The organism is Streptomyces sp. NPDC002795 (assembly GCF_042888725.1).
Lineage (GTDB): Bacteria > Actinomycetota > Actinomycetes > Streptomycetales > Streptomycetaceae > Streptomyces.
The window spans coordinates 546,912-564,066 of the sequence record NZ_JBIAQB010000006.1 but is presented as its reverse complement, the minus strand read 5'-3'; the positions used below and the strand labels follow the sequence as shown (position 1 = coordinate 564,066).

Genomic DNA, 17,155 nt, shown 5'->3' with positions numbered 1-17,155 from the left:
CCATGCTCAAACACCGCACTCCCTACCAGCCGAAGTACGAGCAGGCCGCCTGACCAAGCACACAGACCTTGACCGAACAGATAGGAGCACCCCCCCCCAGAGGCTCCGCCCCGGACCCCGCTCAGCAATCGCCGGAGAGGCCCACCAGAGCCGGCCTCCCCACCCTCCACGGCCGACCGCCCCCGCCTTGGGCAATCTGCCGCCTGGGGCGGCAGGGTGGGCAAGGCGGCCCCCGGTGCCGCGCAACGAAACACGGGGCGCCGACAGCGGCCAAGCGCTGGGGCCGAAGCCCCCGGAGGGGGCGGGCGGGTGGGAGATGAGCGAGGCCGGCGCAGCCGGGGTGAACCGGTTCGGCGCAACGAGCAGCACAGGCGCCACCACGGCACAGATCCACAACCCCGGTGCCGCCCACCGGTCACCCGGGCACGAACCACGGCGCCGCCCCGAAACCAGCCACCACGCCAACCCCGGCCACCCGCCGCCGCGCAGCGACGCGCGTCGGACCGTACCCTCTCCCTCGTGACGGAGATGCCGCAGGACCACCGCCCGGCCAAGAGCATCCGCGTGCTGCTCGCGGAGGACCAGGGCATGATGCGGGGCGCGCTCGCGCTGCTGCTCGGTCTCGAACCGGATCTGGAGGTCGTCGCCCAGATCGCCACGGGTGACGTCATCGTCGACACGGCGCTCGAATGCCGCCCCGACGTGGCACTCCTCGACATCGAACTCCCCGGCGGCAACGGGCTGGACGCCGCGGCCGAGCTGCGCGATCAGGTCCCGGACTGCCGGGTCCTGATCCTCACCACGTTCGGCCGGCCCGGCTATCTGCGGCGGGCCATGGAGGCGGGGGCCGCCGGGTTCCTCGTCAAGGACGGGCCGGTCGAGGAGCTCGCCGAGTCGATCCGCAAGGTGCTGCGCGGGGAGACGGTCGTCGATCCCGCGCTGGCCGCGGCGGCGCTCGGCGCCGGGCCGAATCCGCTGACCGCGCGTGAGGCGGACGCGCTGCGGGCGGCGGCGGACGGGGCGACCGTCTCCGACATCGCCGGGGAGTTGCATTTGTCGGAGTCGACCGTGCGGAATTATTTGTCGTCGGCGATCGGGAAGACGGGGGCGAGGAATCGGACGGAGGCGCTTCGGGCTGCCGCCGACAACGGGTGGCTGTAACGGGGTTGCGGTCGCGGGGCGCTGCCCCGGACCCCGCGCCTCAATCGCCGGCGGGGCTTGATCGCATGCCCACCAGCAGCACCGTCGCGGCTACTACCAATATTCCCGCCCCCACCGCGAACGCGGACGCGTACCCCCTCGTCAACGCGGTCGGGTCCACCGAACCCGCGGAGCGGCTCGTCGCCACCGTCGACAGGATCGCCAGGCCCAGTGAACCGCCCAGTGTGCGGGACGTGTTGACGAGCCCCGAGACCAGGCCCGCGTCTCCCGGCGCCGCGCCCGATGTCGCCAGCGAGGCCAGCGGTGTCATCGCGCAGCCGGCGCCCGCCATCATCACGATTCCGGGGAGCATGATCGTGGTGACGTATCCGCCGTCCGCGCTCATCGTCGACTGCCACAGGAATCCGGCCGCGGTCACGAGCACGCCGACCACCGCCACGTTCCGCGCGCCGTACCGGGGCATGAGGCGCGGCGCGAACTTCGAGCCGAACACCACCGCGAGCGAGCTCGGCACCAGCGCGAGGCCGGCCTCGATGGGCGTGTAGCCGAGCACGTTCTGCGCGTACAACGTCATGAAGAACCACATGGCGAACGAGCCCATGCCGCACACGAACATCGCCGCGTTCGCGACCGCCACCGACCGCACCTTGAACAGGCCGAGCGGCATCAGCGGCACCCTCGTACGCGCCTCCACCACCAGGAACCCGACGATCAGCAGCAGCGCGATCCCCAGCGGCACCAGCGTCGCGGCTTCGCCCCAGCCCCGCTCCTCCGTCTGCACGATGCCGTACGCGAGGACCGCCGTGCCCGCCGTCACGAGCACCGCGCCGGGCAGGTCGAGTCGGCGTTCGCCGCCCGCGCGGGACTCCCGGATCCAGCGGGCCGCCGCCGCGAGGACGACCGCGCCCAGCGGAACGTTGATCAGGAGCACCCAGCGCCAGTTCAGCCCCTCGGTGAGGACGCCGCCGACGAGCCCGCCGGCCGCGCCGCCGCCCGCCCCGACCGCCGTCCACGTCGCGATGGCCCGCGCCCGCGCGGCCCCCTCCGGGACGGCCGACGTGAGGATCGTCAACGTAGAGGGAGCCAAAACCGCCGCTCCCAGGCCCTGCACCGCCCGCGCCGCGAGGAGTTGCCAACCCTCCTGCGCGAGCCCGCCCACGAGCGACGCGAGCGTGAACAGGCCGAGTCCGACCAGGAACATCCGCTTGCGTCCGAAGAGGTCACCGGCCCGGCCGCCGAGCAGCATGAAGCCCGCGAACGCGATCGAGTACGCGTTCACCACCCACTGGAGCCCGCTCGCGCTGAGCCCGAGGTCGGTGCGCATCGACGGCAGCGCCACGTTCACCACGGACACGTCGAGGACGACGAGGAACTGCCCGGCGCAGGCCACAGCCACCACCAGCCAGGCGGGCGGGGCGGTCGGCCCCCGGCCACGGGAACGTATCGCGTCGTCGGAGGCCGCTTCGGAAGCGGCGTCGGGGGGAGTCTGGGACATGGGTGTCATGGTCTCAGGAGCCCGGCACCCCGTACATCCGGATTTCGCCGTACGCACCGTGGGCCCCCGGACATAGGTCCCCGGCCCTACGACTCACCCGCGCCGCAGCATCGTCACCACCGCCGCGCCGCCGAGTCCGATGTTGTGCGCGAGGCCGACCCGCGCCTGCGGCACCTGCCGCGGGCCCGCCTCGCCCCTCAACTGCCAGGTCAGTTCGGCCGCTTGGGCGATGCCGGTCGCGCCCAGCGGGTGTCCCTTGGAGATGAGCCCGCCGGAGGGGTTCACCACCCACTTCCCGCCGTACGTCGTCGCGCCCGACTCGACGAGCTTGCCGGACTCGCCCTCCGCGCACATGCCGAGCGCCTCGTACGTGAGGAGCTCGTTGATGGAGAAGCAGTCGTGCAGCTCGACGACGTCCACGTCCTCGATGCCGAGGCCCGACGCCTCGAACACCTGCCGTCCCGCCTCCCGCGACATCGGCTGACCGACCACGTCGATGCACGAGCCGGACGCGAAGGACTCCTCCGTGTCCGTCGTCATCGACTGGGCGGCGATCTCGACCGCCTTGTCGCCCAAATCCCGTTCCTCCACGAAGCGTTCGGAGACGACGACCGCCGCCGCCGCACCGTCCGAGGTGGGCGAGCACTGGAGCTTCGTCAGCGGCGTGTGGATGGTCTTGGCGGCGAGGATCTCGTCGACCGTGTACGCGTCCTGGAACTGGGCGTACGGGTTGTTCACCGAGTGCCGGTGGTTCTTGGCACCCACCGCCGCCAACTGCGCCTCGCTCGTGCCGTACCGCTCCATGTGCTCGCGCGCGGCGTCGCCGAAGATCTGGGCGGTGGGCGGCGTCATCTCGAAGCCGTGGCGGGCCGCCATGATCCCGTAGTGCCGGGCGACGGGCGAGGTCTTGAAGTCCGAACCCGCGTCCGCCCCCCCGCCCAGCGCGCCGCGCTGCATCTTCTCGAAGCCGAGCGCGAGCACGCAGTCGCTGATCCCGCCCTCGACGAACTGGCGGGCCATCATCAGCGCGGTCGAGCCCGTCGCGCAGTTGTTGTTGACGTTGTAGACCGGTATGCCGGTCAACCCCAGCTCGTAGGCGGCGCGTTGGCCCGCCGTCGACGCCTGGAAGCAGTAGCCGACGGGGGCTTGTTGTACGTCCGCGTAGGAGATCCCCGCGTCGGCGAGGGCCGCGGTGCCCGCCTCCTTCACCATGTCCCAGTACTGCCAGTCCCTGGTCTCGGGCTTCTCGAATGTGGTCATGCCGACGCCGACGATGTACGACTTCATGGCTGCGAGCCCTCCTGCCACTGCCTTCATTACCTGACGGTTCGTCAGATAGTGGCAGGACGAGCCGTCCAACGGAAGGCCCCAGGGGCCCAGCAAGCCGTCGATCGGCCCGGTACGCCTGGTACGCCTGGTACGCCTGGTACAGGAGCAGCGCGCAAATCAAGCCCCTGCGGCGATTGAGCAGCGGGGTGCAGGGGCGGAGCCCCGCCGGGTGACCTAGTCCCTCGGCAGCCCCAGGATCCGCTCCGCCACCACATTCAGTTGCACCTGCGTCGTACCCCCGGCAATCGTCAGACAGCGCGACAGCAGGAACCCGTGGAGCGCCCGCTCCCCCGGCCCCTCGCGGAGCGCCCCCGCGGGGCCGAGCAGTTCGAGCGCCAGCTCCGCGACCTTCTGCTGGTGCGGCGTCTGCACCAGTTTCCGCACGGAGGCACCGGCGCCGGGCTCCTCCCCCGCCACCTGGAGCATGGTCGTACGCAACCCGATGCAGCCGAGCGCGTGCGCCTCCGCCGCGAGCGCGCCGATGCGGGCCCGGTACGCCCCGTCCAGGTCGCCCGCCCGCGCCAGCAGCGCCTCCAGGCCGGTGTCGAACGTCAACTGGTCGGCCATGTGTACCCGTTCATTGCCGAGCGTGTGCCGGGCGACCCGCCACCCGTCGTCGACCTCACCGACCACGGCATCGGCCGGCAGCACGACATCGTCGAAATAGACCTCGTTGAAGAGGGCGTCGCCGGTGATCTCGCGCAGCGGCCGGATGTCGATGCCGTCGGTGTTCTTCATGTCGAGGACGAAGTAGGTGAGGCCCTTGTGCTTGGGCGCGTCCGGGTCGGTGCGGGCGAGGAGGATGCCGTGGTCCGCCCACTGCGCGGCGCTGGTCCACACCTTCTGCCCGTTGATCCGCCACCGCCCGTCGGGCAGCCGCTCCGCCTTCGTACGCAGTGAGGCGAGGTCGGAGCCCGCGCCCGGCTCCGAGAACAGCTGGCACCACAGCGTCTCGCCGCGCAGGGTCGCGGGGAGGTGGCGGTCGCGCTGTTCCTGGGTGCCGTACGAGATGAGGGAGGGCACGACCCAGGTGGCGATGCCGAGGTCGCTGAGCTTCACGCCGGCTGCCTTCAACTCCTGCTGTACGGCGAGTTGTTGGACCGGCCCCGCGCCCAGTCCGTACGGGGGCGGAAGGTGCGGCGCCGCGTACCCGGTGGGCGCGAGGGCCCGGCGCGCGGCCTTCGGGTCGAGGCCCCGCGCCTCCTCGATGGCACCCCGGGCCGCCTCCCGGTACCCGTCGGCCTCGGCGGGCAGCGCGAAACGCAGCTCGCGGCGCACACCGGACTCGGCGAGCCGCACGGCGCGCAGCCGGTGCGTGTCCCCGGCGCCGAGCAGCTGGCGGGCGACGACGGCTCTGCGCAGATAGAGGTGGGCGTCGTGCTCCCAAGTGAAGCCGATGCCGCCGAGGACCTGGATGCAGTCCTTGGCGCAGGAGTACGCGGCGTCGAGCGCGGCCCCCGCGGCGAGCGCGGCGACGAGCCCACGCACGTCCTCGGAACCGTCCTCTTCAAGCGCCCGCGCCGCATCCCACGCCAGCGCCCCCGCCTGCTCCACCCGCACCAGCATGTCCGCGCACAGGTGCTTCACGCCCTGGAACTGGCCGATGGGCCGCCCGAACTGCTCGCGCACCTTGGCGTGTTCGGCCGCGGCGTGCAGCGCCCAGGCGGCGGTGCCGCAGGCGTCGGCGGCGAGCAGCACGGCCGCCAGGTCGCGCACGAGGGTGCCGTCCACGGCGAGGACCCGGTCGCCGGGCACGACGACACCGGACGCCACGACTTCCGCGGTGGGCCTGGTGGGATCCCCGCTCTCCTGCGCGCGGACGACGAGCCCGGCGCTCTCGGCGTCGACGGCGAACCACACCACACCGTCGGCGCTCTCCGCGGCGAGCACGAGCAGATCGGCGTCGGCGCCGGTGAGGACGGGTGGCGCGACCCCGTCGAGCACGAGCCCGTCGGGGCCCGCGACGGCGCTGAGCCCGCCGGGCCCGAAGGCGACCGCGCCGATCCGCTCCCCTTCGGCGAGAGCGCGGGTGAGCTCACGCCGCCCGGCCCTGCGCAGCACTTCGGCGGCGAGCACGCTGCCGACGAACGGCCCGGGCAGCGCCGCGCGCCCCGCTTCCTCCACGACGACCGCGAGATCGAGCAGGGCCCCGCCCCCGCCTCCGTACGACTCTGGGAGGTGCACCCCGAGGAGGCCCTGCCCGGCGAGACCGTCCCAGTGGGAGGGGCGGTGGCCGGGGGCGGCCGGGGCGTCGAGCAACTTGCGCACCTCGTCGGGCGGTACGGCGCGCGTGATCCAACCGCGCACGGCGTCCGCGAGTTCCCGCTGTTCCTGCGTGATGGCGATGCCCATGCGGCGCACGGTAGAACACGTTCCAGTAGACCGGAAGACCACGTCTGACACTGAGTCAGAAACAAGCGTTCACCGAGCGGTGACGTAATGAAGAGGTAAAGGATCCCGCTCGTACGACGACCATCGGAATAGTCGCCCCAACAGACCGGTTCGACATACACACAACCCGCCCGCACTCCGCCCGCACACTGACCGCACAACGACCGCACAACGCGCGCCCCGTCCCCGGCGGCGCGCGTTCGCCGTCCTCCCATATCTGACCCCAGACCGCCTTCCGGAGGCCCTCCTTCATGTCCCAGCCGACGACTCAAGCCCGCCCCTCAGGCGGCGTCGTCCCCGTCCTCGCCTTCGCCGGCATCACCGTGGCGGTCATGCAGACGCTGCTCGTGCCGGTGATCAAGGACCTGCCCAAGCTGCTGAACACCGCCCCCTCGAACGCGACCTGGGTCATGACCGCGACCCTTCTCGCGGGCGCCGTCGCGACCCCCATCATGGGCCGGCTCGGCGACCTGGCCGGCAAGCGCCGGATGCTGCTCACCAGCCTCGCCATCATGGTGTTCGGCTCCCTGGTCTGCGGCTTCACGGACAACCTGATCGTCATGATCGCGGGCCGCGCGCTGCAGGGCTTCGCCATGGGCGCCATCCCGCTCGGCATCGGCCTGATGCGCGACATGCTGCCGCGCGAGAAGCTCGGCTCGGCGATGGCCCTGATGTCCTCCTCCATCGGCGTCGGCGGCGGACTCGCCCTGCCGGCGGCGGCGCTCGTCGCCCAGCACGCCGACTGGCACGCACTGTTCTTCGGCGCCGCGGGACTCGGCGTCGTAGCGATCGTCCTCACGGTCGTCTTCGTCCCGGAAAGCCCGCTGCGCGCGCGGGGGACGTTCGACATCGCGGGGGCCATCGGCCTCACCCTCGGCCTCATCCTCTTCCTCCTGCCCATCACCAAGGGCAGCGACTGGGGCTGGAGTTCGGGCACGACGCTCGGCCTGTTCGCCGCGGCGCTCGTCGTCCTCCTCGCCTGGGGCGTGATGGAGCTGCGCCTGAAGGCGCCGCTGGTCGACCTGCGCACGACGGCCCGCCGCGAGGTCCTGCTCACGAACCTCGCCTCGATCATGGTCGGCGTCGCCTTCTACGCGATCTCGCTCGTCCTCCCCCAGCTGCTCCAGCTCCCGAAGGAGACGGGCTACGGCCTCGGCCAGTCGATGGTCGTCGCGGGCCTGTGCGTGGCGCCGCTCGGCCTGACGATGATGCTGACGGCGCCGGTCTACGCCCGTCTGTCCGCAAAGTTCGGCCCGAAGGTCACGCTGCTCCTCGGCCTGCTGATCATCGCGATCGGCTACGGCGCGGGCCTCGGCCTGATGAGCGCCGCCTGGCAGACCATCATCATCTCGGTCCTGATCGGCGCGGGCATCGGCCTCGCCTACTCCTCCCTCCCCGCCCTGATCATCGGCGCGGTCGACGCGTCCGAGACGGGCGCCGCCACCGGCCTCAACACCCTGATGCGCTCCATCGGTACGTCGGTGTCCTCCGCGGTCATCGGCATGGTCCTGGCCAACACGGCGAACAACGTGGGCGGCGTCGCCGTCCCGACGATGCACGGCTTCCGTGTCTCCTTCCTCATCGCCACGGCCGCGGTCGCGGTCGGCGTGCTGCTCGCCTTCGGCCTGCCGGGCCGCACCAAGCCCACGGTTCAGCTCCGCGCCAGCAGCGAGGAGGACGAGGTACTGGAGCGCGTGGAGGAGGCCCTTGCCGCCCAGTTCCACGGCCGCGTCCTCGACCCGGCGGGCCTGCCGGTACCCCGCGCCAAGGTCACCCTGATCGACCGCCGCGGCCGCCAGGCGGGCTCGGCCCTCACCGACACGGAGGGCGCGTACGCCCTGACGGTCCCGTCGGGCGGCTCCTACGTCCTCGCGACCACCGCCTCCGGCCACGCCCCACGCGCCTCGGCCGCCACCCACCACGGCGAGCACCGCCCGGTACGGGTCGACCTGGCACTTGAGGCGATCGCCGAGCCGGCGCGGTAGCCCTCTTATTCGGTACTCCTTATTCGGTACTCCGGTCCCCGCTCCGCCAGTACGCTCGCCCCTCATGAGCTGGCTACCCGAGGATTTCGTCCACCCCACCCACATCCCCGTACCCGGAACGGCCCTCCACCTGCGGCCGATCCGGGAGACGGACGCCGCGATCGACTACCCCGCCGTGATGGGCTCCCGCGAGCGCCTGTGGGAGATCTTCGGCCCGGCCTGGGGCTGGCCCGCGGAGACCATCACGTACGAGGCGGACCGTGTCGACCTGCTGCGGCACGAGAAGGAGATCGCGGCGCACCAGTCGTTCAACTACGCCCTGCTGAACGAGGAGGAGACCGCGCTCCTCGGCTGCGTCTACATCGACCCGCCGGAGCGCACGGGCGCGGACGCCGAGATCTCCTGGTGGGTGGTCGACGACCTCGCCGGCGGAGCCGACGAGCGCGCGCTCGACGCGCTCGTCCCCGAGTGGATCGCCGCGGACTGGCCGTTCCAACGCCCCCGGTACCTGGGCCGCGACATCACCTGGCAGGAGTGGCTCGCGCTGCCGACAGTGGGACTGTGACGCCGGACCACGATATTTCCGTGGGACGGCGTCACGGTCGCCACCCCCTCCCACCCCACCCCGCCTCACGTAGGGCAAAGTGACCGCCATGAGCACCACAAGCCGCACCCACACCCCCAGCCACACCCCCGCCCCGGACGTCCTTGCCGCCTTCGAGGCGGCCAAGGGGTTCATGCCGCGCGGTGAGGGGCTCGCGCTGTACGGCGCCGCTGTCGAGGCCGGGGCGCTCGGGCTGCCGCTCCTTGAGGTCGGGACGTACTGCGGGCGGTCCACCGTCCTGCTCGCCGACGCCGCGCGCACGGCCGGGGTGACGGCGCTCACCGTCGACCACCACCGGGGCAGCGAGGAGCAGCAGCCGGGCTGGGACTTCCACGACCCGGAGACGGTGGACCCGGCGGTGGGGCTCATGGACACCCTCCCCACGTTCCGGCGCACGCTGCACGCGGCGGGTCTTGAGGACCACGTGGTCGCGCTCGTCGGGAAGTCGCCGCAGGTCGCGAAGGTGTGGGGCGGGCCGCTCGGGCTCGTCTTCATCGACGGCGGGCACACGGACGAGCATGCGAACGCCGATTACGAGGGGTGGGCGCCGCACGTCGCCGACGGCGGTTACCTCGTCATCCACGACGTCTTCCCGGTGAAGCACGACGAGTGGACGGGGCAGGCGCCGTACCGCGTGTACCAGCGGGCACTCGCGTCCGGGGCGTTCACCGAGGTCTCTGAGTGCGACTCGCTGCGCGTCCTGCGCCGAAGCGGCGCAGGGATCTGAGCTCGCGGTTAGGGTCAGGAACGTGTCGTATGTAGGTCCGGAATCCGATGGCTTCGATCCCGATGGGTGGGACGGCAGGGGCGGGGCGCCACGCCGTCGCTTCGGTGGGCGTCCCATACTCGTCACCTTCGCCGCGCTGGTGCCGACGGCGCTCGCGGCGTGGCTGGTGTGGCAGGTCGTGAGCGGGCCGGAGGAGAGTGAACCGCCGAGGGTGCTGCCCGCGCCCGGTCAGTCGTCGACCGGTTCGTCCGCTCAGCAGGACGGGAAAGCCTCGACGAGTCCGGCGCCGTCGCAGTCCGAGGAGAAGTCCAAGGAGCGGTCCGGCTCACCGTCCGCGTCGAAGTCGAAGGCGTCCAAGGCGTCCCCGAAGCCGGCAGGCGGCTCAGGTCCGCTCAAGGGCAAGCTCGTCGTCATCGATCCCGGGCACAATCCGGGCAACTTCCAACACGCGAGCGAGATCAACCGGTCCGTGAACGTGGGCAACGGCTCCAAGGAGTGCGACACCACCGGTACGTCGACGAACGCGGGCTACACCGAGGCCCGGTTCACGCTGGACGTGGCGAAGCGCATGCAGGCGAACCTCGAACGGCAGGGCGCGACCGTCCGGTTGACCCAGGACGGGAGCCGCGCGTGGGGGCCCTGCGTCGACGAGCGGGCCCGGATCGGCAACAGCGCGAAGGCCGACGCGGTCGTCTCCGTCCACGCGGACGGCTCGGGCGAGGGCAACCGCGGCTTCCATGTGATCCTTCCCGCATCCGTGCGCGCGGGAGCCGCGGACACCACCCCGATCGTGAAGCCCTCGCGGGACCTCGGCGAGCGCATCGCGGGCCTCTACGTGAAGGCCACGGGCCAGGCCCCGTCGAACTACGTCGGCGGCGGCACGGGCCTCGACACCCGCAGTGACCTGGGAGGACTCAACCTTTCCAAGGTTCCGAAGGTCTTCATCGAGTGTGGCAACATGCGGGACTCGCAGGACGTCGAGCGGCTGACCTCGGACGCGTGGCGGCAGAAGGCGGCGCGGGGCATCTCTGAGGGAATCGTGAGTTTCCTCGGTGGGTAACTGTCACCCTATGGATCTCGGCAGACACTCCCCGGACCCGGGCGATAGTGTCCTCCGTACGATGTGGGGCCACCCCTGCGCTCTGCGCTGCCTCCACCGATGACCGGACGACGACGAAGGACTTGAAGTGAATATCCGCTCCCTCACTCGAGGCGACGGCGTGGTGATCGGAGCAGCGGTATTGCTGTTGATCGCCTCGTTCCTCGATATCTACTCCCTCGACGGGGCACCCGACGACGTCGAGTTCCCGAACTCCTGGGAGAGCGGCCCGCTTCTCATGAGCGTGGTGCTCGCGGGCATCATCGGCGCCGTGCTCATCGTGCTCAGCCGCGGTACGACGCAGCCCCGCAAGGTCGCGGGGATCGACCTCGGCCAGTTCGGCATCGCGGCCACGGTGCTGGCGGCGTGGGCGGCGCTCAGCAACGTCTTCGACCCGCTGGGCGGCGGCGACAACGTCGGCAACGGTGCCACCGACGGTCCGAGCGCCGGCATCGGCCTCATCCTCAGCCTCATCGCCACGCTGGTCATGGCCGCCGCCGCGATCGCGACGCCGCTGGTCCCGGCCCTCAAGGGCGCCCTCCTCGGCGCCCCTCGCCCGCAGCAGCCGCAGCCGTACGGCGGCCAGCCGCAGCAGGGCTACGGCTACCCCGGCGCTCAGCAGCAGCCCGGCGGCCCCGGCCAGCAGCAGCCCTACGGCGCGCAGCAGCCGGGCCCGGGCCACCAGCAGCCGCCGTACGGCGGCCAGCCGCAGCAGCAGGCCGGCGCCCCGGCGCCGCAGGCCGCCGCGCAGCCGCCGGCCGCGGACTTCTCGCCGTTCTGGTTCGCCGTGCCGGTGCCGCGCCCGCTCTTCGCGGAGGACGGCTCGCAGGCGCAGATCGCGGAACTGGCGCCCGGTACCTGGTACTTGGCGGTCGAGCAGCGGGGCCCCGGCCTCGTCGCCCAGACCCAGGACGGCCGCCGCGGTGTGCTCCAGGACACCTCGGGGATCCAGCGCGGCTGACCCGCGCTTCAAGGCCCCTCGCCCGTCTTCCGGGTGGGGGGCCTTTCGCGTACAGTCGCGCACCGTAGTAGTGAACTGACGGTTCATCAGATGCGTCATCACATGTGTCATCGAATGGGGGCGGCGCGCATGCGGCTCGGGATCGCACTCGGCTACTGGGGGCGAGGACCCAACCCGGAGCACCTTCAACTCGTGCGTGACGCGGAGGAGTTGGGGTACGACTCGGTGTGGACGGCGGAGTCCTGGGGAAGTGACGCGTTCACCCCCCTCACCTGGTTCGCGGCGCACACCTCGCGGATCCGGCTCGGCACGGCGATCGCGCAGATGGCCGCCCGCTCCCCCACCACGACCGCGATGCACGCGCTCACCCTGGACCATCTCTCGGGCGGCCGGATGATGCTCGGGCTCGGCCTGTCCGGGCCGCAGGTCGTGGAGGGCTGGTACGGGCGCCCGTTCCCCCGCTCCCCGCTCACGGCCACACGTGAGTACGTGGACGTCGTACGGCAGGTCCTTCGGCGCGAGGGACCGGTGGAGGTCGACGGGCGGTTCCATTCGCATCCGTATCGGGGGGACGACGGGACCGGGCTCGGCAAGGCGCTGAAACCCATCACGCACCCGCTGCGGCCCGATCTGCCGATTCTGCTCGGCGCTGAGGGGCCGAAGAACATCGCGCAGACCACGCGGATCGCGGACGGCTGGCTGCCGCTGTACTGGTCACCGACGCGGACGGACGTGTACGAGGCGTCGCTCACCGAGCTGCCCGACCACTTCACGATCGCCCCGATGGCGCGGGCCAAGGTCTGTGACGACGTCGCCGAGGGGCTGCTCCCTGTGAAGGCGATGCTCGGCTTCTACATCGGCGGCATGGGGCACGCCACCCGCAACTTCCACGCCGATCTCATGGCACGGATGGGGTACGAGGCCGAGGCCCGGCACATCCAGGACCTGTTCGCCGAGGGGCGCAGGGAGGAGGCGGTGCTGGCCGTGCCGGACGCGTTCGCCGACGAGATCTCGCTCGTGGGGCCACGGGAACGGATCGCGGAGCGGCTGGAGTTGTGGCGCAAGGGCCCGGTGACGGACCTGTTGGTCCTGTCACCCGACCCGCACACGATGCGCGTGCTGGCCGAGCTGAACTCGTAGGCCACCAGTGGCGTTAGGAGCCCTTGGTGAGTTGTGAGGCCGAGGGGACCTTGTTCGTCACTTCGGCGCCCGCGTCCTTGCCCGCGCCCTTGACGCCGTTGATGACCTCGTCGAAGGAGGAGGTCACGTCGCCGAGGCCCTCGCCCTTGCGCAGCTTGGTCGACAGGCCCTTGAGCGAGGCGATGCCGGCCGTCAGCGGCCCGACCGCCTTCGAGAGCGTCGGGTCGCCCTTGGCGTTCTTCACCGCGGCGTTCAGCCTGTTGTACGTGAACGCGCCCGCGAGGCCCGCCTTGACGAGCGCGAACCTGCGGCCGTCCGCGCCGGCCTTGAACTTGCCCGCGCGGTAGGGCTTCACGATCCACTGATACGTGGCCCCTGCCGCGAGCCCCGCGTTCGCCGCGAACCGGGTCTTGGCGTACTTCTGCTTCTCGGCCTTCGTGGTGGCGCTCGACGACGCCTTGGTCGCGGACGCCGAGTCGCTGTCGGAGCCGCACGCGGTCGCGCCGGCGAGCAGCGCGCCGCACAGCATCAGCGCCGTGAGCAGGCGTCGTACGGGAAGAGTGGAACGGGCTACCACCGACTACCTCCGTGGCTGGAGTGGCACTCGTGGCAGCGTCACCCGTCCGTTGCGCACGCGCCACTTGAGGAAGCCCGTACGGGTTTCGCCGGGGTCGGCGGGGAAACCCGGACCGACATGTCTGCGAATCGGCATTACCGAGGGACCAACGAGGCCGCCCGGACCGTGGCGATCGTCGCCGATGCACTGGCCGTGATCCTCGGCCTGTGGATCCTGATGTACCTACTGGACGCGAACCGCGGCAACGACCTGGTCCAGATCGTCCACGACGTGTCCGCGTGGCTGGCCGGCTGGTCCCACGACCTGTTCACCTTCGATGCGACCTGGGCCCGCGTCGTCGCCGGCTACGGCCTCGCGGCCGTCGTGTACCTGTTTGTAGGCCACGCGATCGCCAACCGGCTGCGCCGGTACTAGCACCTGACATCCCCAGCAACAGTCCGCCTCGACACCCGCACAGCCCGCCGGCGCGTCGTCGCCGGCTACAGCCTCGCGGCCGTCGTGTACCTGTTTGTGGGCCACGCGATCGCCAACCGGCTGCGCCGGTACTAGCAGCAGTCCGGTTCGACGCCCGTCGGCAGCATGTCGCCGCCGAACACGGAGCACGTGGCTTCGTCGCCGCCGAGGGCCGCGACCGCGAGCAGCACGGAGCCCGCGGTCCACGTGGTCAGTTCCTCCGGCCAGATCGCCTTGTCGTCGAAGACGTAGCCCGTCCAGTACAGGCCGGTCTTCGGGTCGCGCAGGTGCTGGATGTCCTGGAGGATCTCCAGCGCCCAGTCGGAATCGCCCATCACCCAGAGCGCGAGGGCGAGTTCGGCGCTCTCGCCGCCGGTCACCCAGGGGTTGGGCACCACGCAGCGCACGCCGAGTCCGGGGACGACGAACGTGTCCCAGTTGGCCCGGATGCGGGCCTTCGCCTCGGCTCCGCGCACGGCGCCGCCGAGGACCGGGTAGTACCAGTCCATCGAGTAGCGGCCCTTGTCGAGGAACCGTTCGGGGTGGCTGCGGATGGCGTGGCCGAGTGCGCCGAGCGCCAACTCCCAGTCGGGCTGCGGCTCTTCGAGCTGGTCGGCGATGGCGAGCGCGCAGCGCAGCGCGTGGTGGATGGACGAACTGCCCGTGAGGAGCGCGTCGTTGACAGGCGTGCCGTCGGGCTCGCGCTTCCAGCCGATCTGGCCTCCGGGCTGCTGGAGGCGGAGCACGAACTCGACGGCCGCGCGCACGGCGGGCCACATGCGGTCGAGGAACGCGTCGTCGCCGGTGGAGAGATAGTGGTGCCAGACGCCGACGGCGATGTACGCGACGAAGTTGGACTCGCGGCCGCGGTCCGTCACGTCGTCCGGGTCGCCGTCGCGGTAGGCGGCGTACCAGGAGCCGTCCTCGCCCTGGTTCCTGGCCAGCCACTCGTAGGCGCGCTCGGCGGCCTCGTGCTCACCGGCCACGTCGAGCGCCATGGCGGCCTCGGTGTGGTCCCACGGGTCGAGGTGGTGGCCGCGGAACCACGGGACGGCCCCGTCGGCGCGCTGCACCGCGAGTATCCCGGCGACGGTCTGCGCGGCCTGATCCGCCGTCAGCACACCGGGGAGTACGAGGAGTTCGGTCCGCTCGGGGCTGCTCACTCAGCGGCCCCGTCGGCCTTCGGCAGGTGCGGCTTCGTGGCGTACGCGACGAAGCTCTTGCCGACGACGGGGTTGAGGAGTCCCTCGGCGACCCGCGTGAGCGCGGGCTTCTTCATGATGTCCCAGACCAGGAGCTTGTGGTACGCCTTCACCGGCAGCGCCTTGTCGTTGTCGACGCCGAAGGCGCACTTGAGCCACCAGTACGGCGCGTGCAGCGCGTGCGCGTGATGCGTGCCGTACGGCTTGAGGCCCGCCTCGCGCATCCGGCCGAGGAGTTCGTCGGCCTTGTAGATGCGGATGTGACCGCCCTCGACCTCGTGGTACGCGTCGGAGAGCGCCCAGCAGACCTTCTCGGGGCCGTAGCGCGGCACGGTGACCGCGATCCGGCCGCCCGGCTTCAGCACGCGCACCATCTCGGCGAGCACCCCCTTGTCGTCGGGGATGTGCTCCATGACCTCACTGATGATGACGACGTCGAACGACTCGTCGGGGAAGGGGAGTTGGAGCGCGTCACCCTCCATCGCCGTCGCGGTGGCGCCCGCGGGGGCCTCGCCGGCCTCCTTCATCGCGGCGAACCACTTGGCGACCTCGGCGATCTCTTCCTTGTTCTGGTCGAGGGCCACGACCCGCGCCCCGCGCCGGTAGCACTCGAACGCGTGCCGTCCGGCCCCGCACCCGAGATCGAGGACGCGGTCGCCCGCGGCGAGCGGGAAACGGGTGAAGTCGACGGTCAGCACGTGGCCCTGCTTTCCTGGGGGGTTTCGGTGACAACTTCGGTGCGTGCGGGGCGGTCCGGCCGCGGCGCGGACCCCATCGCCTCGCGGTAGAGCTCGGCGGTGCCCTGTGCGGCGCGCGCCCACGTGAAGCGTTCCAGGACGCGGGCGCGGCCGTCCGCGCCGAGCCGGGCGCGCAGTTCACGGTCGCCGAGCAACCGGCCGATGGCCGCGGCGAGCGCGCCGGGGTCGCCGGTCGGCACGGCGAGGCAGGTCTCGCCGTCGCGGCCCGCGACCTCGGGGATCGCGCCGCCGGTGGTGGCGACGAGCGGGGTGCCGGTGGCCATGGCCTCGGCGGCGGGCAGCGAGAAACCCTCGTAGAGGGAGGGCACGCAGGCGACCTGCGCCGAGCGCACGAGGTCGACGAGCTCCTGGTCGCTGATGCCCTTGACGAACTGGACGGCCCCTTCGAGCCCGTAGCGCGTGATGGCCTGCGCGACGGGGCCCTCCTCGGGCCGCTTGCCGACGACCACCAGGTGCGCGTCCGGCTGCTCGGCCCGCACCTTGGCGAGCGCCTCGACGAGGAAGACGAGGCCCTTGAGCGGTACGTCGGCGCTGGAGGTCGTCACGATCCGGCCCGGCACCTCCGGGACGGCGGGGTTCGGCGAGAACAGGTCGGTGTCGGCGCCGATGTGCACGACGTTGATCCGCCCGGGACGCACGCCCAGGTGCTGGACGATCTCGTCGCGGGACGTGCCGGAGACGGTGACCACGGACGGCAGCCGGCGCGCGACCCGTTTCTGCATGCGCGTGAACGCGTACCAGCGGCGCTTGGACATCCGCTGCCGCCAGTTCTCGGCGGCGTCCAGCTCCAGCTGCCGGTCCACGGTGATCGGGTGGTGGATGGTGGTGACGAGCGGGCCGCCGACATCCCCCAACAGCCCGTACCCGAGCGTCTGGTTGTCGTGCACGACGTCGAACTCGCCGCGTCTTGCCCGCAGATGGCGGCGGGCGCGCAGCGAGAACGTCAGCGGCTCGGGAAAGCCGCCGGTCCACATGGTGCCGACCTCAAGAGCGTCGACCCAGTCGCGGTACTCGTCGCGCTTGGGTGTACGAAAGGGGTCGGGGCTGCGGTACAGGTCGAGGCTCGGCAGCTCGGTCAGCGAGAGCCCCGCCAGCTCCTCACTTTCGTCGAGCACGGGGTACGGCTGGGAGCCGATGACCTCGACGCGGTGTCCGAGCCGGACCAGCTCCCGCGAGAGGTGTCGGACATATACGCCCTGACCACCGCAGAACGGGTTGCCTTTGTACGTGAGGAGAGCGATACGCAACGACTCCGCGGTCACTCCAGGCCACC

The 17,155-nt window shown here is 71.5% G+C and carries 15 protein-coding genes; 8 read left to right on the top strand and 7 right to left on the bottom strand.

Annotated features, from left to right (window positions below):
* Window positions 1–528: 528 nt before the first annotated feature.
* A complete protein-coding gene (locus tag ACFYWS_RS21415) occupies window positions 529–1,161 on the top strand; it encodes a response regulator transcription factor (RefSeq protein WP_389278872.1) in 633 nt (210 codons plus the stop codon).
* A 40-nt stretch (window positions 1,162–1,201) separates the two neighbouring features.
* Here ACFYWS_RS21415 and ACFYWS_RS21410 read toward each other — a convergent pair whose 3' ends face one another.
* The 3 genes from ACFYWS_RS21410 to ACFYWS_RS21400 form a co-directional block, all read right to left on the bottom strand.
* Window positions 1,202–2,665: an MFS transporter gene (locus ACFYWS_RS21410; RefSeq protein ID WP_389278813.1), complete on the bottom strand. Its 1,464-nt coding sequence runs from the start codon at window positions 2,663–2,665 to the stop codon at window positions 1,202–1,204.
* A gap of 84 nt (window positions 2,666–2,749) precedes the next feature.
* Complete coding sequence (locus ACFYWS_RS21405) at window positions 2,750–3,943, bottom strand: lipid-transfer protein (protein WP_389278810.1); 1,194 nt, start codon at window positions 3,941–3,943, stop codon at window positions 2,750–2,752.
* A 216-nt stretch (window positions 3,944–4,159) separates the two neighbouring features.
* Entirely contained in the window at window positions 4,160–6,337 is a 2,178-nt protein-coding gene (locus tag ACFYWS_RS21400; RefSeq protein WP_389278807.1) for an acyl-CoA dehydrogenase, read from the bottom strand.
* A gap of 290 nt (window positions 6,338–6,627) precedes the next feature.
* Here ACFYWS_RS21400 and ACFYWS_RS21395 point away from each other — a divergent pair, with 290 nt between their 5' ends.
* The 6 genes from ACFYWS_RS21395 (at window position 6,628) to ACFYWS_RS21370 (ending at window position 12,892) form a co-directional block, all read left to right on the top strand.
* Window positions 6,628–8,361: an MFS transporter gene (locus ACFYWS_RS21395; RefSeq protein ID WP_389278804.1), complete on the top strand. Its 1,734-nt coding sequence runs from the start codon at window positions 6,628–6,630 to the stop codon at window positions 8,359–8,361.
* A gap of 64 nt (window positions 8,362–8,425) precedes the next feature.
* Window positions 8,426–8,926 carry an N-acetyltransferase gene (locus tag ACFYWS_RS21390; protein WP_389278801.1) on the top strand — a complete coding sequence of 167 codons (501 nt, stop codon included), beginning with the start codon at window positions 8,426–8,428 and terminating at the stop codon, window positions 8,924–8,926.
* Between the two features lie 88 nt (window positions 8,927–9,014).
* Entirely contained in the window at window positions 9,015–9,692 is a 678-nt protein-coding gene (locus tag ACFYWS_RS21385) for a class I SAM-dependent methyltransferase (protein WP_389278798.1), read from the top strand.
* Window positions 9,693–9,714: 22 nt separating this feature from the next.
* Window positions 9,715–10,752 (top strand): N-acetylmuramoyl-L-alanine amidase, encoded by a 1,038-nt coding sequence (locus tag ACFYWS_RS21380; protein WP_389278795.1) that lies wholly within the window; start codon window positions 9,715–9,717, stop codon window positions 10,750–10,752.
* Window positions 10,753–10,879: 127 nt separating this feature from the next.
* Window positions 10,880–11,752, top strand: a complete 873-nt coding sequence (locus ACFYWS_RS21375; protein ID WP_389278792.1) for a hypothetical protein — start codon at window positions 10,880–10,882, stop codon at window positions 11,750–11,752.
* A 129-nt stretch (window positions 11,753–11,881) separates the two neighbouring features.
* Window positions 11,882–12,892 carry an LLM class F420-dependent oxidoreductase gene (locus tag ACFYWS_RS21370; RefSeq protein ID WP_389278789.1) on the top strand — a complete coding sequence of 337 codons (1,011 nt, stop codon included), beginning with the start codon at window positions 11,882–11,884 and terminating at the stop codon, window positions 12,890–12,892.
* Between the two features lie 13 nt (window positions 12,893–12,905).
* On the opposite strand, the gene ACFYWS_RS21365 is transcribed toward ACFYWS_RS21370, so the two are convergent.
* Window positions 12,906–13,421, bottom strand: coding sequence for a hypothetical protein (locus ACFYWS_RS21365; protein WP_389278870.1), 516 nt, complete (start codon window positions 13,419–13,421; stop codon window positions 12,906–12,908).
* 165 nt (window positions 13,422–13,586) lie between these two features.
* Between ACFYWS_RS21365 and ACFYWS_RS21360 the strand changes: the two genes are divergently transcribed.
* A complete protein-coding gene (locus ACFYWS_RS21360) occupies window positions 13,587–13,883 on the top strand; it encodes a hypothetical protein (RefSeq protein ID WP_389278785.1) in 297 nt (98 codons plus the stop codon).
* Window positions 13,884–14,014: 131 nt separating this feature from the next.
* On the opposite strand, the gene ACFYWS_RS21355 is transcribed toward ACFYWS_RS21360, so the two are convergent.
* Genes ACFYWS_RS21355 through ACFYWS_RS21345 form a run of 3 tightly spaced genes read right to left on the bottom strand, consistent with a single transcriptional unit; the run spans window position 14,015 to window position 17,144 of the window.
* Complete coding sequence (locus ACFYWS_RS21355; RefSeq protein WP_389278782.1) at window positions 14,015–15,085, bottom strand: prenyltransferase; 1,071 nt, start codon at window positions 15,083–15,085, stop codon at window positions 14,015–14,017.
* Window positions 15,082–15,822: a methyltransferase domain-containing protein gene (locus ACFYWS_RS21350; RefSeq protein ID WP_389278779.1), complete on the bottom strand. Its 741-nt coding sequence runs from the start codon at window positions 15,820–15,822 to the stop codon at window positions 15,082–15,084. Before ACFYWS_RS21350 ends, ACFYWS_RS21355 begins: the two co-directional genes overlap by 4 nt.
* Window positions 15,816–17,144, bottom strand: coding sequence for a glycosyltransferase family 4 protein (locus ACFYWS_RS21345; protein WP_389278776.1), 1,329 nt, complete (start codon window positions 17,142–17,144; stop codon window positions 15,816–15,818). Before ACFYWS_RS21345 ends, ACFYWS_RS21350 begins: the two co-directional genes overlap by 7 nt.
* Window positions 17,145–17,155: the final 11 nt, after the last annotated feature.